This window comes from Photobacterium sanguinicancri (assembly GCF_024346675.1).
In the GTDB taxonomy this organism is placed as follows: domain Bacteria; phylum Pseudomonadota; class Gammaproteobacteria; order Enterobacterales; family Vibrionaceae; genus Photobacterium; species Photobacterium sanguinicancri.
The window spans coordinates 2,342,132-2,365,035 of sequence record NZ_AP024850.1 but is presented as its reverse complement, the minus strand read 5'-3'; the positions used below and the strand labels follow the sequence as shown (position 1 = coordinate 2,365,035).

The 22,904-nt window shown below is 42.7% G+C and carries 18 protein-coding genes; 9 read left to right on the top strand and 9 right to left on the bottom strand.

The features are described from left to right. Positions 1-113: 113 nt before the first annotated feature. Together metE and OCU87_RS11110 are read left to right on the top strand one after the other, a co-directional pair. The gene (gene metE, locus OCU87_RS11115; RefSeq protein WP_261857155.1) at positions 114-2,459 is read left to right on the top strand and encodes a 5-methyltetrahydropteroyltriglutamate--homocysteine S-methyltransferase; all 2,346 of its coding nucleotides are present in this window, start codon (positions 114-116) and stop codon (positions 2,457-2,459) included. A 277-nt stretch (positions 2,460-2,736) separates the two neighbouring features. Continuing rightward, positions 2,737-4,260 carry a CHASE domain-containing protein gene (locus OCU87_RS11110; protein ID WP_261857154.1) on the top strand — a complete coding sequence of 508 codons (1,524 nt, stop codon included), beginning with the start codon at positions 2,737-2,739 and terminating at the stop codon, positions 4,258-4,260. A 137-nt stretch (positions 4,261-4,397) separates the two neighbouring features. Here the strand turns inward: OCU87_RS11110 and OCU87_RS11105 are convergent, their stop codons facing one another. Next, positions 4,398-4,826: an META domain-containing protein gene (locus OCU87_RS11105; RefSeq protein WP_062690838.1), complete on the bottom strand. Its 429-nt coding sequence runs from the start codon at positions 4,824-4,826 to the stop codon at positions 4,398-4,400. 278 nt (positions 4,827-5,104) lie between these two features. Further along, a complete protein-coding gene (locus tag OCU87_RS11100; protein ID WP_261857153.1) occupies positions 5,105-6,787 on the bottom strand; it encodes a mechanosensitive ion channel family protein in 1,683 nt (560 codons plus the stop codon). A gap of 367 nt (positions 6,788-7,154) precedes the next feature. On the opposite strand from OCU87_RS11100, the gene OCU87_RS11095 reads away from it, so the two are divergent. Both OCU87_RS11095 and OCU87_RS11090 read left to right on the top strand, forming a co-directional pair. Further along, the gene (locus OCU87_RS11095) at positions 7,155-9,110 is read left to right on the top strand and encodes an SEL1-like repeat protein (RefSeq protein ID WP_261857152.1); all 1,956 of its coding nucleotides are present in this window, start codon (positions 7,155-7,157) and stop codon (positions 9,108-9,110) included. Between the two features lie 220 nt (positions 9,111-9,330). Further along, positions 9,331-9,687 carry a VanZ family protein gene (locus tag OCU87_RS11090; RefSeq protein WP_261857151.1) on the top strand — a complete coding sequence of 119 codons (357 nt, stop codon included), beginning with the start codon at positions 9,331-9,333 and terminating at the stop codon, positions 9,685-9,687. A gap of 122 nt (positions 9,688-9,809) precedes the next feature. Here OCU87_RS11090 and pstB read toward each other — a convergent pair whose 3' ends face one another. The 4 genes from pstB to OCU87_RS11070 form a co-directional block, all read right to left on the bottom strand. Further along, positions 9,810-10,559: a phosphate ABC transporter ATP-binding protein PstB gene (pstB, locus tag OCU87_RS11085; protein ID WP_261857150.1), complete on the bottom strand. Its 750-nt coding sequence runs from the start codon at positions 10,557-10,559 to the stop codon at positions 9,810-9,812. 17 nt (positions 10,560-10,576) lie between these two features. Then, positions 10,577-11,443 carry a phosphate ABC transporter permease PstA gene (gene pstA / locus OCU87_RS11080; RefSeq protein ID WP_261857149.1) on the bottom strand — a complete coding sequence of 289 codons (867 nt, stop codon included), beginning with the start codon at positions 11,441-11,443 and terminating at the stop codon, positions 10,577-10,579. A gap of 5 nt (positions 11,444-11,448) precedes the next feature. Further along, entirely contained in the window at positions 11,449-12,357 is a 909-nt protein-coding gene (pstC, locus tag OCU87_RS11075; protein WP_261857148.1) for a phosphate ABC transporter permease subunit PstC, read from the bottom strand. A 91-nt stretch (positions 12,358-12,448) separates the two neighbouring features. After that, a complete protein-coding gene (locus OCU87_RS11070) occupies positions 12,449-13,273 on the bottom strand; it encodes a phosphate ABC transporter substrate-binding protein (RefSeq protein ID WP_261857147.1) in 825 nt (274 codons plus the stop codon). A 405-nt stretch (positions 13,274-13,678) separates the two neighbouring features. Here OCU87_RS11070 and OCU87_RS11065 point away from each other — a divergent pair, with 405 nt between their 5' ends. Continuing rightward, on the top strand, positions 13,679-15,307 hold the full coding sequence (locus tag OCU87_RS11065; protein ID WP_261857146.1) for a methyl-accepting chemotaxis protein: 1,629 nt from the start codon (positions 13,679-13,681) through the stop codon (positions 15,305-15,307). Positions 15,308-15,378: 71 nt separating this feature from the next. On the opposite strand, the gene OCU87_RS11060 is transcribed toward OCU87_RS11065, so the two are convergent. Further along, complete coding sequence (locus OCU87_RS11060) at positions 15,379-15,939, bottom strand: PEP-CTERM sorting domain-containing protein (RefSeq protein ID WP_261857145.1); 561 nt, start codon at positions 15,937-15,939, stop codon at positions 15,379-15,381. A 208-nt stretch (positions 15,940-16,147) separates the two neighbouring features. Between OCU87_RS11060 and OCU87_RS11055 the strand changes: the two genes are divergently transcribed. The 3 genes from OCU87_RS11055 (at position 16,148) to OCU87_RS11045 (ending at position 19,390) form a co-directional block, all read left to right on the top strand. Next, positions 16,148-17,086: a LysR family transcriptional regulator gene (locus OCU87_RS11055; protein ID WP_261857144.1), complete on the top strand. Its 939-nt coding sequence runs from the start codon at positions 16,148-16,150 to the stop codon at positions 17,084-17,086. A gap of 271 nt (positions 17,087-17,357) precedes the next feature. Next, positions 17,358-18,578, top strand: a complete 1,221-nt coding sequence (locus OCU87_RS11050) for a NupC/NupG family nucleoside CNT transporter (protein ID WP_094957678.1) — start codon at positions 17,358-17,360, stop codon at positions 18,576-18,578. A gap of 536 nt (positions 18,579-19,114) precedes the next feature. Continuing rightward, complete coding sequence (locus OCU87_RS11045) at positions 19,115-19,390, top strand: hypothetical protein (RefSeq protein ID WP_062690857.1); 276 nt, start codon at positions 19,115-19,117, stop codon at positions 19,388-19,390. A 27-nt stretch (positions 19,391-19,417) separates the two neighbouring features. On the opposite strand, the gene OCU87_RS11040 is transcribed toward OCU87_RS11045, so the two are convergent. Then, complete coding sequence (locus OCU87_RS11040; RefSeq protein WP_261857143.1) at positions 19,418-20,221, bottom strand: family 16 glycosylhydrolase; 804 nt, start codon at positions 20,219-20,221, stop codon at positions 19,418-19,420. A 112-nt stretch (positions 20,222-20,333) separates the two neighbouring features. Further along, positions 20,334-21,902 (bottom strand): DUF3131 domain-containing protein, encoded by a 1,569-nt coding sequence (locus OCU87_RS11035; RefSeq protein WP_261857142.1) that lies wholly within the window; start codon positions 21,900-21,902, stop codon positions 20,334-20,336. A 291-nt stretch (positions 21,903-22,193) separates the two neighbouring features. On the opposite strand from OCU87_RS11035, the gene OCU87_RS11030 reads away from it, so the two are divergent. Beyond that, positions 22,194-22,856, top strand: coding sequence for a hypothetical protein (locus OCU87_RS11030; protein WP_261857141.1), 663 nt, complete (start codon positions 22,194-22,196; stop codon positions 22,854-22,856). Positions 22,857-22,904: the final 48 nt, after the last annotated feature.

The following is a 22,904-nucleotide window of genomic DNA, read 5'->3' as shown; positions in this document are numbered from 1 at the left end:
TCCTATGATTGATTATGAATTTCCTTCAACGTGAATGTGAGTTATTCGAGATTGTTCAAATAGGGTACATACGGCATTGTTTAGACATCCAGACTTCTGAAGGAATTAGAACAATGACTACGAACTCAACAGTAACAACAGCAACCTCATCGCTCACGACAACAAACAATGCAGCAAAAACAGTCACGCACATTCTTGGTTACCCTCGTATTGGTTCTCAGCGTGAATTGAAATTTGCACTAGAAAAATACTGGCGTGGCGAGATTGATCAGAAAGAATTAAAAGAAGTCGGTAGTTTACTGCGCCACCGTCATTGGAGTGACCAAGTAGGGGCTGGTTTAGATTATGTAACCGTGGGTGACTTTGCTTGGTATGACCATGTGTTAGGCACCAGTATGCTATTAGGCCACATCCCACAGCGCCACAATAATGGCTTCCCCGATTTAGATACTTTGTTCCGTGTGGGTCGTGGTAAAGCGCCAACAGGCTGTGCATGTGCTGCATCAGACATGACAAAGTGGTTCAATACGAATTATCACTACATTGTGCCTGAGTTTACTAAAGATGATGAATTCAACGTCAGTTGGCAACAGCTTTTTGAAGAAGTGGCTGAAGCGAAAAAAGCCGGTCACGATGTAAAACCTGTTTTGCTAGGCCCGATTTCTTACTTATGGCTAGGTAAAGAAAAAGAAGAAGGCTTTGACCGTTTATCGTTATTGCCGCGTTTGCTAAATGCGTACCAACAAATCCTAAATAAGCTAGCGGCCTTGGGTGTTGAATGGGTACAAATTGATGAGCCAGTACTGGCATTAGAATTACCAAAGGCCTGGGCAGATTCATTCAAATTGGCGTACCAAGTGTTAAAAGGTGACACCAAGTTATTACTAACGACGTATTTCGACAATATTACCCACCATCTAGACAAGATTGTTGAGCTTAGTATTGATGGCCTGCATGTTGATTTATCAGCATCACCAGAGCAGCTAGACGAAGTGGTGGCGAAACTTCCACAATCTTGGGTGCTCTCAGCAGGTGTCATTAATGGGCGTAACGTATGGCGCGCAGATTTATCAGCACAACTTGAACGCTTAGCACCTGTAAAAGCCGTATTAGGTGAGCGTCTATGGGTCGCAAGTTCGTGTTCATTACTGCATAGCCCAATTGATTTGGATTTAGAAATCGATGTTGAACCAGAAGTGCGTCAGTGGTTGTCGTTCGCGAAACAAAAATGCCGCGAAGTTACCTTGCTGGCACACGCTCTCGATGGTGATGCCATTGCAAAAGCCGAATGTGATAAATACAGTGCGCCGATTAAAGCACGTGCAACCAGCGAGCGTGTAAACAATGCTGATGTTCGCCAGCGTACCAATGCTATTACCGCTGCGTTGGCAGAGCGTAAAGCGCCGTATAGTGAGCGTGCTCGCCAACAGCGTAATGCATTGGGTTTACCGCTATTGCCTACGACGACGATTGGTTCGTTCCCACAAACAAATGAAATCCGTACGCAACGTCGCGACTTCAAAGCCGGACGACTGACAGAGGCGGATTATAACACCGCACTGAAAGGGCATATTGCTGATGCAATTGCTCGCCAAGAAGCACTCGACCTTGATGTGTTTGTGCACGGTGAAGCTGAGCGTAACGACATGGTAGAATACTTTGCAGAATTGCTAGAAGGTTTTGCTGTAACACGATTTGGTTGGGTACAAAGCTACGGTTCACGCTGTGTTAAACCAGCGGTGATTGTGTCTGATATCTATCGTGCGCAACCAATGACCGTTGAATGGGCGACGTATGCACAATCTCTAACCGACAAGCCAGTAAAAGGCATGTTAACAGGCCCTGTGACTATCTTGGGTTGGACATTCCCGCGTGAAGATCTTACTCGTGAACAAATCGCTAACCAGATTGCTCTTGCACTGCGTGATGAAGTCGCTGACTTACAACAGGCTGGTATTAATATCATTCAAATTGATGAACCTGCTATTCGTGAAGGTTTACCGCTTAAAGCAAGCCAATGGCAAACATATCTTGATTGGGCGGTGAATGCCTTTAAGATTTCAGCGGCAAGTGCCGAGCCACAAACGCAAATTCACACTCACATGTGTTACAGCGAGTTTAATCACATTATTAAATCGGTTGCGGCACTGGATGCTGATGTGATCACCATTGAAACATCGCGTTCAGACATGGAACTGCTGAAAGCATTCGAAGAGTTTGCTTATCCAAATGAGATTGGTCCGGGTGTGTATGACATTCACTCGCCAAATATCCCGTCAGTTGAGCAAATTATTCACTTAGTGGAAAAAGCGGAAGCCTTGATCCCAGCAGAACGTCTATGGATTAACCCAGACTGTGGTTTAAAAACACGCAACTGGGAAGAAACAGAAGCGGCACTGAGAAACCTAGTGACAGCGGCCAAGACGTTACGCGAACAATGGCAAGCAAAAGCGGTTTAATTTATTAGTTGAGATACAGTTTAAATACTGATGAAATAATCCAAAAGGACGCACTATAAGTGTGTCCTTTTTCGTTTTATAAAATAAAGAGTATAAAAGTGCTAGTGAGGGCTAAAAATAGAAACAAGAGACTGGTAATACGGATTTTTTGTTCTAACAATGAAAGGATAACTATATAGAAAGGGCTCCAATGGGAAAGCGACTTTACAGAATAACCTTAATCTCGGCTATCGTGGGCCTTGTAATATCTAGCGTGTTTTTTTGGTTATTCTATCAAGTGGAAACGAAGAATATTGAACGCGAGTTTCAAGATGAAATAAATGATAAAGCTCTCTCATATTATAAGGGAGTAAAGTTTAATCTAGAGTCAGTCTATTCGCTGAAAGCGCATTTTGATAATAACGAAATTATATCGGCATCATCTTTCGCTGATGAGGCTGCGTATATATTGAGTCGCCATAATAAAGTGCAAGCGTTGGAGTGGATCCCTCGGGTTCCTCATTCAGAGAGAAGCCAAGTTGAAGCACAAGGAAAAGCGCATTTCGAAGGCTATCAATTTACCGAGCGTTTAGCCTCTGGCGTCATGGGACCAGCAACTGATCGCGACTATTATTATCCGGTCTTTTATTTAGAGCCGTTAGAAACGAATGAAGTCGTAATGGGTTACGATCTCAATTCGAACTCTCGCCGTCGTGAAGTTATGCAACGTGCTATTGCGAGTGGTGATGTTCAGCTCTCTGAAGGTATCGGGTTGATTCAATCTGATGATTATCGTATTGGTGTGCTTTCATTATTGCCATTGTTTAATACACCTATGATGGCTAATAGAGAAGAATCCTTACGTGGCTTTATCTTAGGTGTGTTTGATGTAGAGTCGATATTTTCAGCAATTTATCGTGGTGGTGAAGATCAGGAAATTGTCATTAAATTATGGGATGCCACTATTCCTGCGAATAAATCTATTTTGTTCTCACGTGATTTGAAAAACGGTTCACCCAATTTATTACTCAATCAGTACCGTTATACGCGCTCCGTTATGAACTATGCTGGCCGACGGTGGGTGCTTGAAGCAATTCCTAGCGCTCAATATTTTTCATCCAGAAGAACGCATACACCGTGGTGGGTATTTATTGTTGGGAATGTGTTTTTTGGTTTATCAACCTGGTTCGCATTTGTTGCTGCAAGACAAAACGAAGATATGCAAAGCGATTTAGATAATAAGAATGCACAGCTTAATGATGTAAATGAAAAACTAGAACGTTTAACGAAAACTGACCCTCTAACGGGTATCGCTAACCGACGTTATTTCGACGAATATTATGAACTCGAATTTTTGCGCTCCAAGCGTGAATCTAAGCCGCTAGCGTTACTTATTTTTGATATCGATTTCTTCAAGCAATTTAATGATACCTATGGGCACCAAGCTGGTGATCGCTGTTTGCGCCTTGTTGCATCAGAATTGGAGCGTGTTTTAAAGCGACCAGCCGATCGTATTGCGCGAATTGGTGGTGAAGAGTTTGCCGTTCTGCTACCTAATACGACCAATGGAGAAGTTGTTGCAAAGCAATGTAAAAGCGCGATAGAGCGGATTGCCATTGAGCATAAAACAGCTAAGCATCTAAAGATTGTTACTGTGTCTGTTGGGATGGTTTCAGCGAGTAAACTTGATGGCCAAACGCCTGATTCTCTGTTTAACTTTGCGGATTCTGCCTTGTATCAAGCTAAATCAGCAGGACGCAATGCTGTTCGCTGCATTAAAATTTTACCCGAAGTCGTCCCTGAATTAGAGACGTTATGCTGAGTATTTATAATCTAATTTATGCCAGTAATAGGCCGAGGGTATGGTGAGGTTTTAAATCTTTATGGTTTCAGTCCAAAAAAAGCGAAGCATACTCAATGCTTCGCTTTTTTTAATATAGCTTCCCTAAATTTCAGGGATTACTTTGCATCACGCTCGAAAGTTAGCGTGTGCTCTGCACCTTTTAGGGTTAGTTGATTACCACTAATAGTTGCATCGCTCCAGTCACTTAGTGTTTGTGCGAATGTGCTTTCTAGTGCCATTGCAGGCTCAGGGCAAGCCATCATTGTCATACCCATTTTATCTAAACGTACTTTGCCTTCTTTGTATTCAGCTTGGCCGAAGAAGCGGTTACAGCCTGCAAGGCCGTTTGCGTTTAGATCTGCGCCTAGTTCTAGGTTAGGTGCTTTCATTGGTTCTGGCAGGTTAAGCGCTTTGCTATCAACTTGAGTAAGTACCCAGTTGTTATTGGTCAGTGCTTGTTCTGATGCAACTTGCGCTGTGTTGTTACTTGCACATGCTGCTAATATAACCGGAAGAGCAAGGGCTGCTAAAAAACGCTTTTTCATAGGAAATTCCCTAATAAGTAATGGCTCGCCATTAGACAATAAAGTTTTCTCGTAACGAGAATAGGCATCATTATAACGTTAAATGTTGAATAATGGCTTGATGAGATAGCAATTATTCACTAATAATTTTCAACGTAACAATCAGTATTATTACTCTGAACTGTTTGTTTATGATGCCAAAAGTATATAACTACTATCGCACGGTGATTTGTAAGGTTTGTTAGCGCTACGTCAATTTTACACTGTTCATTGTTCAGGTTGACGTGCGTTTCCTCTTATCACTTTTTAGCAATATTCGCTGCTTCGGCGTCCGCCATGTGTAAATGCACATCTTGCTGAGGGAAAGGAATAGACAGTCCCACTTCATCGAACCGACGTTTTACTTCACGTGTGACATCCCAGTAAACATCCCAATAATCTTCGGTTTTGACCCAAGGACGCACAATGTAATCCACGGAAGATGTATTCAGTGTATGCAGTTTAATGGTTTTCTCGGGCTGGCGTAGTACCATAGGGTGTGCATCAATAATCTCATTAAAGACTTTTTCAGCGAGTTCCAAATCATCGCTATAACCGATACCAAACACCATATCAACGCGGCGAACGCGTTCATGAGTAACATTCTTAATGGTATCGCCCCAAATTTTACTGTTAGGTACAATCAGGATCTGGTTATCAAAGGTTTTGATGGTGGTACTGACAAGGCTCATATGACTTACCTTGCCTGAAACCCCGCCTGCTTCTACAAAATCACCCACATCAAATGGACGGTATATCAGCAGCATCATGCCAGAAGCAAAGTTGGAAAGGGTATCTTGCAATGCAAAACCTATGATCACACCCGCGACCCCAAACCCCGTTAGAATTGGCGTTAAATCGAGTCCTATTTGCGACAGCGCAATCAATAGACCGATACAAAACACACCTTTGCCCGACATAGATACAAAGAACTCTTGCATCAATTGAGACATACGAAGGTTGGGTGAAGATACGCCTTTTTTAACCATTTTACTGGTAATGTTTTTTAGGATCCTAAAGACCGCGATAATGATGACAAACACGAACAGCTTGAACAGCATTTGCGGCGCATTTTCGACAACCCATAAGCTCAGATTTTCGAGGTTATTACGCGCAATGGAAAGTAGCACGGCAACGTTGAGTAAATCGTTGGTCACATTACCTGTTTGTTCAAAAATTTGTTTTTTGTAATCGGCGGTATCAACTGACATCTGATCGGCCAGTTTAATGAAAGCCTGCATGTTTGCTAAATCACTGGTGAGCTGTCGTTCAGATAAAATATGAAGGAGTTGTAAAGACCCTTTTTCACTGTCTGTAGCCGCTTTAAGCTGTTTATTGAGCGTTTTTTCCTGTTGGCTATTAAACGTGAGGGAGGCAGATAAAAACTCCAACTTGTGTTCAATGTTATTGATGAGTGCATTTTTTTGTTTACTTGTATCTACCCCCAAGTCACCCAGCCAGTGATAGTTTGTCCATTGTTGGCTTAGTAGACGCTGAACATAGCTACGAATTTCTTGTACTTTCTTCTGCGTTAAGAGTTTTTGCTCGTCGCCGAGGGACTCTAGTGCTTGTTCATCAGAGGTTACTTTCTTCGTTAAAAAAGCAATGGCTTCTTCAATGAATGTCACTTGGTTGTTTGCTTGATCGAGCACAAAACCATGATAAGGCTTGACTGCATCTTCGTTTTCTTTTGAGCGGGTGACAAGCTTTGCGATGACTTCTCGTAGCTCTTCATTTTTATTAATTAATTGTAAGCTAACAACATTGAGCGCCGACCCTTGAGAGGTTTTTGATTCATTGAGTAATGTTTTTAGCTCTTTGTTTAATGTTTTGATTTGAGCAATTTCAGCGGGTTGTTTTGGTGTAACAGGTGCCGATGTCTCTTCAGTTTCAGCCCAAGTCCATGCTGAAAATAGTAAGAAGAAAATGCAAAGTAAACGCATGAAACAGTACTCCTAGAATTACCTGCTTTTTAGCGGTGAAGGGCATTATTTTATCTGAATGAAAGCGCGAGCAAAACTCAGCAGTCTGTGTCATGTAGTTCAGATTATTTTTAAGTTAAGCAGATTACGATGTGGTTTGTGATCTTGATTCAAGCAATCTTGTGTGATTTTTGGGCATTAATAGATCGTGATAAATAATCATAAAGGATGATAGCGATCAAAAATCCTTAAAAAATAGTGCATTAGATATCTTAATTTTATTGGCAGAGTGGGATTTTGCTATCACTGCCATTTATACTCACCCGCTTAATTATAAAAATATCATCTTGTTACCGAGTAACAGGAAAACGTTAATTGGTGTAGGTATATGGAAATAATCTCTAAAAGACTATTACTCGCAACATTGTGCTCACTGAGTTTGCTTACGGGCTGTGCTTCAACATATGAAGATGGATTATCAGCCCTTCAAGAGGGTGAGCCTGCAAAAGCGCAAGAAATTTGGCTAGCGCTAGCGGAAGAAGGCAATGTAGATGCGATGTACGGCATTTATGATTTAGCAAGCAGCCGCTATAACCGCGTGTCTGAATCTGATATCGAGTGGCTAAAAAAAGCAGCAGATGTGGGAATGGCAAAAGCACAGTATCAATATGGCTTGATAACCTTTAATGACCAACATTTTGCAAAAGGCCATCAGTATATTAAACAAGCGGCAGCACAGGGACAGCCTGAAGCCGCTAAGTTTATTGAACGCTATAAGCCAACAATTAAGACTTTCTTATTGGCAGAAAAAGGAAATCGTATCGCCGAGTATAACTTAGGGGTGTATTACGATAATGGCATTGAAGGCTTAGACAAAGATAATAAAGAAGCGGCGAGCTGGTATTTGAAAGCCGCCAATCAAAATCACCCATCAGCCCAAAACAACCTCGGCATTATGTATGAAAATGGCATTGGGGTTAAACAAAGTAATTCAGAGGCTTTTAAGTGGTACCAAAAAGCGGCCAAACAAGGGGCGGCTTCAGGGCAGTTTAATCTAGCGGATATGTACGAGAGCGGCCGCGGTGTTAAACGTGATTATGTTCAAGCAAAGTCTCTTTACGAACAAGCGGCAGTGCAAGGGCTAGCAGGTGCACAAAACCAACTTGGTAACCTTTACAGAGATGGTAAGGGTGTTAAGAAAGACGCAAAAAAAGCACTTGAATGGCACATTAAGGCAGCAAATCAGAATTTAGCTGTGGGGCAATACAATGTCGGGCTGTCGTATTACTTTGGCTATGCAGGCACGGTAGATAAAAAAGCCGCAGCGCATTGGTTCAAGCAAGCCGCGTTGCAAGGCTATGCTAGTGCACAAGGCAATCTTGGCATTTTGTATAGCAACGGTGAAGGTGTTGAACTGAATTATCAACAAGCCGTTAAGTGGCTAACTAAAGCAGCTGACCAAGGCAATCGTAATGCCCAATATGCGTTGGGTAACCGTTATTATAATGGTGAAGGTGTCGATAAGAGCTTTTCAACGGCAGCGAAGTGGTATGGCAAAGCGGCTAAACAAGGCGATGCCGACGCACAATTTAAATACGCTAACAGCTATGCATTCGGAAAAGGTAATAATAAGAATAATCGCACGGCATTCACTTGGTATAAAAAAGCAGCAGAGCAAGGGCATACTACATCCCAATATAATTTAGGTGTTATGTATGACAATGGTGAGGGAACTGCTAAAGACAATGAGGCTGCGTTTAACTGGTATAGTAAAGCGGCGAAGAGTGATCATGCTTCTGCGCAAAACAACCTAGGCTTGCTCTACAAAAAAGGTCAGGGCGTTAAGAAAAACTACGCGTGGGCTGCATATTGGTTTGCTAAATCCGCGAAGCAAGGTAATAAACTTGCTAAGAATAATATTCAAGATGCACTGGCTAAGTTGAATAAACTTAAAACCAACGCGCCAACAGTGAATATTTTGTCTGCAACCAACGCAAGCAGCGATGTGGTTAAGAAGCTGTCGAAAGGCACCTATGTTTATAGCTTAGGAAGTAACGATGCTTGGACAGAAGTGCTCGATATAAACAATTACGCTTTGGGTTATATCAAATCCGACCAACTGGTGAAGAATGTGCCAGTTAAGCCGAAGAAAACAGCGCGAGTATCAAACGATCCGTACCCTGCAAAGCCACGGGCTAAATCGGGATTTGTCACTTGTAATACTAAGTGCACCAATGGTAACTGTTACCGTACTTACTCCGATGGCCGTAAAGTGCATTTCCAAGCACAACAAAAATGGAATGCGTTCACATCGCAGTTTGAATGGGATTCAGGTGGCTGTTAGTCGATAGACAGACAGATTGATTGTTTAATTAAAGCGTTATTATTTAGAACGGCTTTCTTCGGAAGGCCGTTTTTATTTTGTTTTTAAAGCAGAGAATAAGAATACGAATACGAGAGCTATACCTAATGAGCGAGTTTCATACCCAAACGCTTGTGTTGCATTAATCCCCTGTTTACACTGCCAAAAATAACAGCCTCACTTCTCGCTTGGAAAGTACTAAATGCAGCTATTATTAAATTTCATTCGTCGACATTGGTTGATCATTGCGGCACTCAATTTAGCCCTGATTACTGTTTTGTCTTTAACGCCATTAGCTGAACTACCGACAGTACCCGGTACAGACAAAACCCACCATTTCATTGCGTATGGTGCATTGATTTTTAGCGTAGCGCTGAGAAGACCAAAACATTGGCTTTGGATAGTTGTGTTGTTCTTTTGTTGGAGTGGCGCAATTGAGCTGCTTCAGCCCTATGTGAACCGCTATGGTGAATGGCTCGATTTATTAGCCAATGGCCTGGGCTTACTGTGCGGTATCACTTTAGCTTTTGTCGCTGACAAGCTGTTCTTAAAAGAATAAAAAAAGCCCCCTTACAAGAAGGGGGCAATAGTACCATCGCTTTTATTATTCGTTTCAATACGGCAACTGAGGAATAGTGAAGGCCAGTTTTGAGAGTAAATGGCCTTCACATCAGTGGATGATTAGCCGAAGTCACCATTGACGTAACCGCGGGTACGGTCATCGCCTGGGTTGCTAAATAGGGATTGTGTTTCATCGTGTTCAACTAATTCACCCATCAGGAAGAAGGCAGTGCGGTCTGAAATACGACGCGCTTGTTGCATAGAGTGAGTCACGATAACGATGGTGAACTCTTTCTTGAGTGATTCCATCAAATCTTCAATCTTTTTGGTTGCGATTGGGTCCAGAGCCGATGTTGGTTCATCCATTAGGATAACTTCTGGCTGCATCGCAATTGTACGGGCAATACATAGGCGTTGTTGCTGACCACCAGACAGGCCAAAGGCGTGTGATTTAAGGCGATCTTTTACTTCATCCCACAGTGCTGCGCCACGCAGTGATTGTTCAACCACTTTGTCTAATTCTTTCTTATCTTTTACGCCTTGAGCGCGAAGGCCATAAGCAACGTTTTCGTAGATGCTCATTGGGAACGGGTTGGGCTTTTGGAACACCATGCCCACTTTAATACGCAGCTGAGAAACGTCGATGTTGCCGTAAACGTTCTCGCCATCCATTGTTAGATTGCCGTCGATTTTCACGCCTTCAATCAGGTCGTTCATGCGGTTCAAACAACGAAGTAGGGTTGATTTACCACAGCCCGATGGGCCGATTAATGCTGTTACCTGACGGTTTGGAATAGGCAGGTTAATTTTTTTAAGTGCTTGGTTCGCGCCGTAGTATAGGTCTAGGTCTTGGATATCAAATTTGTTCATGGGTGTCTTCCTCAAAATTAGTAAGTCGCTGTATTGAAACGGCTAGCAATCAGTTTGGTTAATAAGTTAATCATTAGAACAATTACAATCAGAATGGTTGCCGTTGCGTAGGCTTGTTGCCATTCGTGAATCGTGTATAGCTCTTGCGTTAACTTATACAGGTGAACGGTTAACGTACGGCCAGAGTCAAGAACACTCTCTGGTACGCGGGCAACCATGCCTGCTGTCATGAATACTGGTGCTGATTCACCAATTACACGACCAACGCTGAGGATGATAGAGGTTACGATACCCGGCATTGCGCTTGGTAAAATAAGTCTCCAAATGGTGTAGATTTTTGAAGCGCCCAGACCGTACGAACCTTCACGGTAAGTCTGAGGTACTGCCATTAATGCTTCTTCCGTTGTACGGATAATTACCGGCAGAATAAGGATACTCAGTGTTAATGCACCAGACAGAATCGAGTAGCCAAAGCCCAGTACGACGACGAAGAAGGTCATACCGAATAGACCGTAGATAATCGACGGTATACCAGCTAAAGATTCAGTACAAAAACGGATAACTTTAACTAACTTACTGCCTACTTTGGCGTATTCAGTTAAGTAAATGGCCGTCATGATGCCCAGTGGTGCAGCAACTGCAATAGAAGCGGCAACCATGTATAGGGTTGAGACGATCATTGGCCAAATACCAGACTCTTGGCCAATAGTGGTGTAGTTAGAGGTAACAAACGTCCAATCTACATACGATAAGCCGTTACTCAGGATGTACCAAACTACCCAAAGTAAGAAACCTACAGTCACGGCAGCAGATGCCCAAATAACACCTAATGATATTTTATCTTTCATTAGTTGATGTGCTGTATTCGTTGCTTGTAAAGCCATAATAGTTACCTCGCGCGCTCACGGTTTAGGTAAAGAAGCGCAGCGTTCAGCGTCATAATGAAGACCAGAAGAACGATACCAGTCGCATACAGTGCACTTGCGTGAACACCTGTTGCGTAAGACATCTCAATAGCAATGTTCGCCGTCAGCGTTCGTGCTGAATCTAGCAAGCCTTCAGGCATTGCTGGCGAGTTACCCATTACCATAATGATTGCCATGGTTTCACCCAGTGCACGAGCGATACCTAAGATAACGCCAGTCATGATGCCAGAGCGTGCAGCGGGCACTAATAGCTTGAAGATGGTGAACATCTGCGAAGCACCTAATGCCAAAGAACCTTCTTTGTATGTGCGAGGTACAGCGCGAATCGATGTTTCAGAAACGGTTATAACCGTCGGTAAAATCATCACGGCAAGTACGATAATACCGGCCAGTACCGTGTTGCCCGCGGGTACTGAAAATACATTCTGAATAAGCGGGACGATAATCACTAGGCCAAAGAAGCCGTACACTACCGATGGAATGCCTGCCAATAATTCAATCATTGGGCGAATGATGTTGGCTAAACGCTTAGGGGCAACTTCTGCGATAAAAATCGCGGTAAGCACGCCAATTGGTACACCTAAAATTACCGCACCCGCTGTAGAAACCAGCGAGGCTACAATCATGGGTGCAATACCGTAAAGTGCGGGTGGTAGCCAGTCAGAGCCTAGAACAATGCCAGAAACGCCTGCATATCTAAAGGCATCAATCCCTTCACGGAAGATGAAATAAGCAATTGTAATTAGAGATAAAATACCTAGTGCAGCACTAAGCATAAAAAGGTTTTTGAAGAACAGTTCACGCCAGTCGATCGTTTTTTTCGAGCGTAGTGACGACATCTTCGTTGTTTTTTCAATATTTGCGATGGTCATAATAACAACTCCAACTGCCAGCAATATAAGCGGCTGACATTGAGGCAAAACATAACGCTCAGCAAATCGCTGAGCGTTATCAAAGGGTTACTTAGTTAACTGCGATGTAGCCTTTACCTGAAACAAGCTTTTGTGCTTCTTCAGTTTGCGTCCAGTCTAGGAAAGTCTTAGACGCTGGGTTGATTTTTGTTGCTTGGTAAAGCACTAGGAACGGACGCTGTACCTTGTATTCACCAGATTTGATAGCGGCAACAGAAGGTGCGTGTCCATCAACTGAAACGGCTTTTAGAGAATTATCAACAGTACCTAATGAGATATAGCCGATAGCGAATGGGTTGTTTGCAACTGTTGTTTTTAGCTGACCGTTACCTGATGCAACTTGTGCACGTTGAGAAATTGCCGACACTTTGATGTCGTTAATTTTCTTTTTAAGGCTCATGATGTCTTCAAATGCACCACGTGTACCAGATGCTGTGTCACGCGTTACTACAACGATTGGCTTGTCTTCGCCGCCAACTTGTTTCCAGTTAGTGATTTCGCCTTTGTAGATTTTTGTAACGTCTTCTTTGTTCAAATCTTTTACTGGGTTGCTGTTATGTACTACAACCGCGATACCGTCACGAGCAACAACGATTTCTTTTAAGTCACTCGCTTTTTCAGAATCTTTCAAGTTACGAGAACTCATACCAAGGTCAGCTGATCCATCTTTAGCGGCGCGAATGCCAGCAGATGAACCTGGGCCTTGTACTTCAACAAACACAGATGGGTTTGCTTTGCTGTATGTTTCACCAAAAACTTCCATGAGTGGTGTTACTGAGCTAGAGCCAACAACAGAGATTGTTTCGTTTGCAACTGCAGCTGCGTTAAAAGCCATTGAACCTGCAAGAGCTAGTGCACCGATAACCTTTGTTTTCATTTTCCTGGTCCTTTACATGATGGCGTAATTGCCAATTGGGTTTGTATGAACGAAGCCAAGATTAGGGGAGTTTTATGACAATTATGTTTCAGTAGTTTGAACACTGTATGACGGTTGCCATAATTGCTTCTTATATAAGTCACATAGCGGTGATTTTGGCGATAAGTTGTTGGTATTCGATGATTGCTAGCACCGGTGTTAATTTATTGCGATTGCTTGGTGTTTTTTTGATGTGAACTGCGTCGCGATCTTATGTGTTTAATTGACATAAAACGATCTATTTCTGTGATCTAGATCTACCTTTTTATTGATTTATAAGCGATAATGCACGCCATTATCGGCTTTATAAAATTATCAATTCAGGCCGAAGGTAAAGATATTTCAGTTATTTATTTGAGGTTTTCGATGAATTTTTCTTTAAAGAATCTATCAATTCGCACGCAGGTATTACTACCCGTGCTATTGATGGCCGTTGTACTTTTTTTGTCTTTGTTATTTACCAAAACAGAGTTAGAAAGTGAACAAACACATGTTACGCAGAATACGAACGCATTAATTGAGTACAAAGACACGCTTGCTAATATCGATGACCAAGTTTACCCACTACGTATTAGTGCGGTGTATGCAATTTATGATGCAAGCCGTCGTGATTCGTTCTTAAGTGAACTGAAAAGCGGTGCGCGTAAAATTACAGAAGACCTTCAACAAATAGATCAAGTACCACAGTTTCGTGATGATGCTAAAAATGTAAAAAATGCAATTGATGCATACATCCAATACTCGACTCGTGCTGTTGCTTTCTTTAACCGCTACGATACTGGCGTAGTGTCGAAAGACGAATTTAACCGTTTTATCGCTGATTACCGTACCGTCGGTAATACCATGGTTGCTACCATTAATAAGCTTTCGCAAGACGTAAATGCTTATGGTAAACAAAGCATGGAACAAAGTGCGGAAGATAACGCAGCTGTGATGCTTAAAGCTTCTATGGCTATCTTAGCTGTATTTGCTATCGCCATTTTTGGCGCGTGGTGGTTATCTGGCTTAATCGTAAACCCAATTGTTAAGCTACAAGCCGTTATGCGTGAAGTGGCGAGTGGTAACTTACGTGTTAAAGCCGATCAAGATGGTGAAAACGAAGTTGCTCGTCTAAGTGAAGACGTTAATAGAACTGTGGCTCAGCTGCATACCACTGTTGATGCGCTTATTCGTATCAGTGAAGATGTTGCATCTGCTTCAACGGAACTTGCTGCGGTAATGACCCAGTCTGAAGCGAATGCTCAGCAAGAACTAAACGAAATCGATCAGGTTGCTTCTGCGGTCAATGAGCTATCTAGCACTGCTGATAACGTTAGTGATAACGCAACCAATGCTGATGCGACTGCGAAGCAGACCGATGATCTAGCGAAAGAAGGTTTGAATATCTTTGAGCAAAGCAATGCTGCTAGCCAACAGATGTCTAACACGCTCGAAGAAGCCGCTGGTGTGGTTACACGCCTGAAAGATCAGTCTGAGCAAATCAGCAAAGTGATTGAAGTTATCCGTAGTATCTCGGAGCAAACCAACTTGCTTGCGTTGAATGCTGCGATTGAAGCTGCACGTGCGGGCGAGTCTGGTCGTGGTTTTGCGGTTGTTGCTGATGAAGTACGTATGCTTGCTGCGCGTACTCAGTCTTCAACCCAAGAAATTCAAACTATCATTGAAGAACTTCAATCTCAGTCTGGTAATGCGAACGAAAGCATGCAGCAGAGCCTTGAAATGCTTCAACGTAACCAAGCGTTGTCTAATCAAGCAAATGATGCACTGGTTGGTATTACTGAATCTGTCGTTCAGATCAGCGATATGAATACCCAAGTTGCAACGGCCGCTGAGCAGCAATCACAGGTTACACAAGACATTAACCGTAATGTGACCAACATGTCTGAGATCATTAATCAGAATGTTGCTGGTATCAGCCAGAGTGCACAAGCAAGTGCTGAGTTGTCTCAACTTGCGGAACAACAAAAAGAACAGCTGTCTTTCTTTAAGTTATAAAGAAAAGAAAGGTACAGATAAAAAATACCGAACTTTATGTTCGGTATTTTTTTGTCTAATTTTCTGAGTGCTTAGTTTTGTTCAACAGCCAATTTACGGCGACGTAAGTAACCTAAACCTAGTAAGCCACTACCAAGTAAAAACATTGTGGTAGGCTCTGGCACGTCGTATCGGAAATAAGCGGCACCACCACTGAATGGACTATTATTTACAGTCATTGTAATTGAGTGAGCCCCCGCCGCTAAAAGAACACGGTTGCTACTAACGAGTGGATCTGCCAGACAAACTTCAGGATCGCTACCACAAGTGCCTGTTGCCGCTACAGGGGTTGTACTAAATAATAATGTGCCAAAGTCGAAAACATCAAAGCTGTCACCGCGTAAGAAGGCATCTACAACGGTAAAGCCTTGGCCGCCTGTAGAGGTGAAAGTCCATGCTGGTGCATCTGCGAATACTGTTGGAGTACCTGAGCTCGCTGAACAGCTTGTACATGCTTGTGCTGCCGATCCCGTGGCACCAAAGCTAAACTCGTACCATGTGTCTACTGCAATTGGTCCCGCTGATGCTGCAGAACCAAAAAGTAGTGTTGCTGTTAGTGCGAGTTTCTTAACAGTATTAAACTTTGAAATCATAACGTTCTCTCCCTAGATGCTTGTGATTTCAATAACGCAATTAGTAGGCCATGTTTTCAGTGCGTTGATTTATAATAAATTTTAATTTTATTTGGAAGGTGTAACCTTTAGTTTGTAAAGTTTTTTGACAATCATGAGTTTCGAGATTCGAGGCGAATGATGAAAGTATTTTCTACAAAACTAACAACACAGTGGTTTAAGAGAGTTTATGATAAAAAAAGCCCAGCAAATGATCGTCTTCAATGCATTAACTAAGCAGCAGAGCTTCACTAAAGCTGCGCAGTTGCTTGATATTTCTCGCACTCAAGTGAGTAAACAAATTCAGCAACTGGAAGAACGTTTAGGTGTGCAGTTAGTACAGCGCACGACCCGCTCGTTTGCATTGACAGAAGAAGGGCAACGTTTTGCGGTGCACTGTGAAAATATAGCAAACGAAATTAATGATGCCGAAAGCGAGTTATTAGAAGTCAGCGATACTACGCAGGGATTATTACGGGTTGGAATTGCACAATCTTTTGCTCGTCACCATATCGCGCCCTTCATTTCTGAGTTTCATGAAAAATATCCACAACTCGATCTAGAACTGAGCCTGTTTGATCATCGGGTTGATCTTATCGCGGAACAGTTAGATCTCTGGATAGGTATGACAGATTCCCCACCAGAGGGTTTTGTTGCCCGTCATTTAGCGGATTGCCATTTTGTATTAGTGGCGAGCCCTGATTATCTTGCGCGTAATGGGGTGCCGTATACACCTGATGATCTCGCTGCTCATAACTGTATTACGTATTACAGCCGAGAGCGTAAAGACAACGTTTGGAGCTTTAATAAGACCAGTGCTGATAATCAAGAAGATACAAATGTACAACTGAAAGTAAAAGGCAATTTCAGAGTCGATTCGGCCGATGCCATCTTAGACGCAACACTCACAGGCAATGGGATTGGATATTTAGCGACTTACCTACTGGATAAAGAATTCAGTGAAGGAAAGTTAGTGCGCTTATTGCCTGATTGGACGCTGAGCCAGCACATGCCTTTGTACGCGGTTTACCCTCGTTACAAATTTTTACCTAAGAAAGTGCATGCTTTTATCGAGTTTGTACGGGTACACATAGGTGAACCTGTCTATTGGGACAACGTATTGCGGTAACGTTTGCATGTGATGTTGTGCAATATATCACCATGACTGATGTATTTATGGTGCGTAATAATGTGATCATTGTCACTCATGGAAACAAGAGTATCCCATATATGCACCAATCAGGTTGTTTTCGTTTGCTTTGCTGATAAAAGCATCAAAAAATCGAAGTTGTGTATCCAAAGTGTAAATGAGTGTAACAATTTGATCCTTGTCACACTTTTTAATATGCATAGAATGCCTCCGCAATCGTTTACTAAAAAAACTACTGTGGAGAATGACCTTGAATTATTTGGTCAGCATTTTAGGCGTATTTACGCTTTTTGCGGTTGCTATCTTATGTTCAGAAAACCGTCGCGCAATTAAATGGCGCACTGTGGGTGGTGCTTTTGCTATCCAGCTAGTGTTTGCGGGATTCATTCTATATGTACCTGTTGGGCGTAATGTGCTTAACAGCGTGTCAAATGCAGTGTCTGGTATCATCGATTACGGTCGTGTTGGTACTGAGTTCCTTTTTGGTGAACTAGCACAGTTTAAGCTTGGCTTTATCTTCGCGGTTAATGTACTGCCAACGATTGTTTTCTTCTCTGCACTTATTTCCGTTCTTTACTACCTTGGCGTAATGGGTTTCATCATTCGTACCATTGGTGGCATGTTGCAACGCATTCTTGGAACAACACGCACAGAATCTATGTCTGCAACAGCAAACATTTTTGTGGGTTCAGTTGAAGCTCCTTTAGTTGTTCGTCCTTACTTAGCGAAAATGAGCCGTTCTGAGCTATTCGCTGTAATGGTTGGCGGCTTGGCATCTGTTGCTGGTGGCACATTAGTGGGTTACGCAGGTTTGGGTGTCGATATCAGTTACCTAGTGGCAGCTAGCTTCATGTCTGCACCTGCTGGCTTAATGATGGCTAAGATCTTGGTTCCTCAAACCGAAGTAGTTGATGAAGATAATCAAGCATCTGATGATGCGGAAGATGACGAGCCTGTAAATATCATTGATGCAGCAACCCGTGGTGCGCTTGGTGGTTTGCAAATCGTAATGGCAGTAGGTGCAAGCTTACTGGCGATTATCAGCCTTATCGCATTAATCAACGGTGGCTTAGGCCATGTGGGTGAATGGTTCGGTATTAATAATTTAAGCCTTGAGCTTATCTTCGGTTACTTGTTTGCACCTGTAGCTTGGTTGATTGGTGTGCCGTGGTCTGAAGCGACCATTGCTGCAAGCCTAATTGGTAAGAAGATTGCCGTTAATGAATTTGTGGCTTTTGCGGATTTAATGGTAGTGAAAGATCAGTTAAGCGCGCACTCTCAAGCCGTTGTGACTTTCGCGTTATGTGGTTTTGCTAACTTAACTTCTATTGCAATGCTAATGGGTGGTTTAGGTGGCGTAGTACCAAGCCGTCGTCCTGATATCGCGCGTTTAGGCTTTAAAGCTATCTTTGCTGCAACGTTAGCGAATCTAATGAGCGCAACGATTGCTGGTGTGTTCTTATCTTTCTAAGATAACCCTCAATAGCTAGAGCATGAATTTGAAACAGAGAGCCTCGGCTCTCTGTTTTTGTTTATGGGAGGCAAAGGAAAGGTAAAAGTAAATTTGGCATCTATATTGCCTTGTTAGTTATGAAGCAAGTGGTTATGAGACACGTTGATAAAAGCGCGCCTCACAGCGAGTAAAGTAAGTGAAGGCTTCCTGTGTTTAAAGGCGTGAACATTGGAAGAGTGTATGTAAGGGCTGCATCTGTGAAGTGAGAATCGTGAGGAAACGTTGCCCGAATACACGGGCAACGCTAAGACCTAAGGGCGTTACTATTATCAATATAAAAATACCGAGAAGCGTTTTGTATTGATGATAAAAGTATAGCGAAGAATGGCGTCCAGCTTTCTTAAAAGTGATACAATGCTAAAGCTAGCGAAGTGTAGAAAGTGATACCAATGCCATTAATGATCTCACTAGCAAGAATGATTTGGTTATTGATGAACTCGGTATTAGCTACCTTTGCTAAACCTTTGTTTCAATAAATACTGGTTGGCCCCGACATGAAATCTCCCGTTGATAAGCTTCTTAATAAACATGACAATCTGATCCATTCCGATGGTAAAAAAGTGCAGTCGCACACCCAAAGAGATGATGGTGAATGGATATTGCATACCATCATGATTGAAGGTTGCGATGCACCATTTAAGTTTCGTCGAACGAAGAAGTACAAATCATTAAAAGGGCAGCAAGTTAATTTAACTTATTACCCAGATAGTGAATCTGTTGCAGGGTTTGAAATTGAAGTGATGCGTGTAGTGCGGATCAAACAGCATTAATGGCTGAAGAGCACAAGCAGGCCCTGATTATGGCGCTATTTTGCATTTTGCACCTTGGGTGTAGCTAACATTGCGGAAATAGGCCGTAGGTGTTTGGCCTGCTTCTGTATATTCGCCCGCCCAATTAGAGATACGAGAATCGGTTAACCAGACATTAGCCATAATGCGTAAGCTTGAGTCTTTCGCCGATGGGATTGGGTTTTCTGGTGTGTTTTTTTCTGTGTGTACCAGCTCGCCATCGATATACCACTTGATCTGTTTGTTTGTCCACTTGATGGCATAGCGGTGATAATCTTCCGATGCATCAAAGTTTAAATAAATCAGTTTCTCGTTACTATTTTCGTAACGATCATCATTCGTCCAGTAGTTGATTTGGACTACGTTGGTATTATCACCTAAAAACTCGATATCAATTTCATTGTGCATGCCGTTACTGTTTTCATCTTTATCGTAAGGCCCTGCGAATAAAAAGAATGCGCTGACTACGCCTGGCTCATTAACGGGCTTTATATCTGCTTCAAAACAGCCATAGCGATAAAATTCATGGCTGCGCAGCTCGCCTGATTGATAATCACTGCTACCGTCACTGAGTGGCGTTTTACTTAGGGTAATCGCCATGCCCTGATCCTCTGAAAAGGTAATCGCTTTTCCTTCCCAGCGATTAACAAATGGAAAACCATTACTCCAGCCGTCTGACTTCCACCAAATATCTGAATTTAATGTGTTGAGAGGGTCAACAAAGTTATTGTCGGTATTGGCAGCAAAAACAACAGGGGAAAGCAAACTGCAAGCCATGAGAGCAAGTGGCGTTAATGATTTAATGGTCAGCATAATGGTATCTATTTAGAGAAGGCGTACATCCAGTGTAGCCACGATATATGAACCAATAAGCTGCTTTGTGTATCAGCATTAAGACAAATTACATTTTTAATACTCAACACATTCAAAGCTTGATTTCGTCGTTAGATGTGTCGGTTTTACTCGGTGGCATGTAGTCAAAGATAGGCTTAAAGCCGCGCTGCTTGTACCACAAAGATACCAAAATTAGCGAGTTGGTATTAATGTTATAAGCGGTGTTGGGGGAGTTTGCTTTAAATAAACCTGTTGGAATAGAGCGGTTATTTAAACTGTTGTTCACCACGGTTTTGTATAACAACTGGCTATAGCTGTCTTTGTATAACACGCTTAAACCAAAGGCGACTTTGTTGCTGAATGCTTGCCCATTTTCAATCGGTTTGCCCCCTGGTGATGTTGAAAGCCAACTCTTGCCGTAGAAATAGATATTATTGTATGCAAACCATGGGCGTTGGCTCAGTGCATCTTCAGCAAAGATAGTGAGTTTTTGTGATTTGTCATAGCGGTTTTTATGCAGGCTATAAAGCGCATCTAGCTGGTTCCACCATAGGTCGTGATAGCCTAACTCGATTGCCTGTAGTACGTAGGGATCGGTGGTAAAATAGGGCAAATTGCGAATATCTATATACACTTCTTCATCATCAACAGTGACATGTTTACTGTATTTCGGCCCTAGTGCTTCTGATACATCCTGTTCCTCCATCGCAAACCCTTGAGCGGCATATTGCAAATAGCCCAGCCTGCCTTCTTGACGGTAGGAGGTCGACGTCTTTGATTTATGTTCGCCAAATAGAGTGCCTTGATGAACCGAACGGGCAATATTCCATTGTTCAGTAATGGCATCGATTTGATCTGCTAATTCAGGTTTGTAACTGGCCGCAATATTAAGCCAGATAAGTAATCGACCAATATCTAAGGCTGACCAGCCATCACCATTTGTCTTTGTTTGGCTGAGTGAGCCTGAGGGTTGACCTGTTTTGGTGTTGTATTGCCTATTTGGGAGTATGCCTTTATATAAGGGTAGATCGACCAGAGTTGTTAGTGTTTTTTCAAGCATGTCATTGGCTTGTAGTCTGGTGTATTCCCCTAGGTATTCCAACGCCAAAATCGCGCCAATACTACTGCCTACGTCCCACATTGTTGCGTGAGAATAGCCTTGTACTGAATCAATCAAACCTGTTGTGCTATTCCAGTTTCGGTCAATGTAATATCGCGCTTTTTTTATTAATAAAAGGTCTTCACGGCTGAGCTCTGTGGCCTCAGAAGGCGAGTACATGCGATGAATCGATTGCTTCTCTGAGTGTTTAGCACTGGTAATATGGCTATGATGACCGAGCGCGAAATTATCAGCGTCTTCGTCAGCATTGGTTTGGGATATACCTTGCTGTTCGGGCGTGATAATGGCGGGGGAGATACTTCGGCGCTGGAATTCGATAATACTGGTTTTACTATCGTCTATCGCTTGTGTCACGGCACGTCCGCCAAAAAAACTGGGTGCTTCAGTGCTAGGAACGCTGTGGGTTTCAGACGAACGGGTGGCTGTCGCTTTATCTGTGGTATTAGTGGAAGTATTGGCAAGGCTCAATGGTGTACCCAGAACAAATCCCAGCACCAAGGCTGTAGATAGATGTGGAAGTGTGTACGGGAACCATTTCATTCTTAGGTAAACCTACATCGAAATTTATTCATTCATGAATTAACTAACTATATGTTAAATAAAAGCTAAATCAAGTTCGATGCAAGATGCTGTGATATGACAGGTGATGAGGTAAATAAAAGGCGATTTCCACCGATTTTCTTATCGATGAGACTAGAGAGATAAAAAGCAATATTTAGTAAAAGGTCAGTATTAGATGCTTGTATAATTATCATGCAATTAGTTACAATCTGCACAAAGGATCGTATTCAGCATTTCAGGGAAGTGACTTAATCAAGATAAGGCTACCCTGTGACTGCACCGCATATAGTTGAGTTTCTTTCTGATATCCCCCACCAATTACAGATTGGCTGTGATGCCTTAGCGTTACGTTTGGCTGCGGTTAATACGCCTATCAGCTATGCTTCTCGTCGTTACGTGTTGCCTCGCACTTCCGCGATGATGGTCAAATCCTACCTTTCTCAAACGCAATTATTCTTAGAACCCTACGGTGATGTGGCGGATGCTGATGCTGTACTCGCTTTTTCTTTTGGCGATGCGCCAGCGGTAAATAAAGAATTATACGAAGTAGCTCAAGAGTGCGTGATCGCCCATCCCACTATGCCTTTAATGATGCAGCAAGAAATTGCCGCTCATGCGCGGGCAAGCCATTTTGCACCAACTTTTAGTATTCAAGCCAATGACTATCAAACCACCGCGGATGTGGCACAAGCTGCATTAGCGTTAACGGATAAGCGAAAAGTGATGGTGGTGGCTCAAGCTTGGCATGCACAACGTTGTATCGATACATGTGAAGCTTTGGGCTGGCAAGTGGTTGGCCTACGTTGTTCTTCTGACTTCCCTGAAGATGATCCACAGCCTTGGGTACGCCACCCGTTAAATTGGATTATTAAAGAGAGCCACCGAGAGCAAGCCGCTGGATATGAAATTAGTGAGCGATTTCAATTAATTTAGTGATGTTTGCTGGTCTAAAAAAACTAACACCTCAGCATTGATGTCTAT

Coding starts and splice junctions, on each gene's coding strand:
- OCU87_RS11070 (WP_261857147.1), bottom strand. CDS start 13,273: ATGAAAACAAAGGTTATCGGTGCACTAGCTCTTGCAGGTTCAATGGCT.
- OCU87_RS11105 (WP_062690838.1), bottom strand. CDS start 4,826: ATGAAAAAGCGTTTTTTAGCAGCCCTTGCTCTTCCGGTTATATTAGCA.
- OCU87_RS11035 (WP_261857142.1), bottom strand. CDS start 21,902: ATGAAATGGTTCCCGTACACACTTCCACATCTATCTACAGCCTTGGTG.
- OCU87_RS11060 (WP_261857145.1), bottom strand. CDS start 15,939: ATGATTTCAAAGTTTAATACTGTTAAGAAACTCGCACTAACAGCAACA.
- pstB (WP_261857150.1), bottom strand. CDS start 10,559: ATGAACAAATTTGATATCCAAGACCTAGACCTATACTACGGCGCGAAC.
- OCU87_RS11055 (WP_261857144.1), top strand. CDS start 16,148: ATGATAAAAAAAGCCCAGCAAATGATCGTCTTCAATGCATTAACTAAG.
- OCU87_RS11040 (WP_261857143.1), bottom strand. CDS start 20,221: ATGCTGACCATTAAATCATTAACGCCACTTGCTCTCATGGCTTGCAGT.
- metE (WP_261857155.1), top strand. CDS start 114: ATGACTACGAACTCAACAGTAACAACAGCAACCTCATCGCTCACGACA.
- OCU87_RS11065 (WP_261857146.1), top strand. CDS start 13,679: ATGAATTTTTCTTTAAAGAATCTATCAATTCGCACGCAGGTATTACTA.
- pstA (WP_261857149.1), bottom strand. CDS start 11,443: ATGGCTTTACAAGCAACGAATACAGCACATCAACTAATGAAAGATAAA.
- OCU87_RS11100 (WP_261857153.1), bottom strand. CDS start 6,787: ATGCGTTTACTTTGCATTTTCTTCTTACTATTTTCAGCATGGACTTGG.
- OCU87_RS11090 (WP_261857151.1), top strand. CDS start 9,331: ATGCAGCTATTATTAAATTTCATTCGTCGACATTGGTTGATCATTGCG.
- OCU87_RS11095 (WP_261857152.1), top strand. CDS start 7,155: ATGGAAATAATCTCTAAAAGACTATTACTCGCAACATTGTGCTCACTG.
- OCU87_RS11045 (WP_062690857.1), top strand. CDS start 19,115: ATGAAATCTCCCGTTGATAAGCTTCTTAATAAACATGACAATCTGATC.
- pstC (WP_261857148.1), bottom strand. CDS start 12,357: ATGACCATCGCAAATATTGAAAAAACAACGAAGATGTCGTCACTACGC.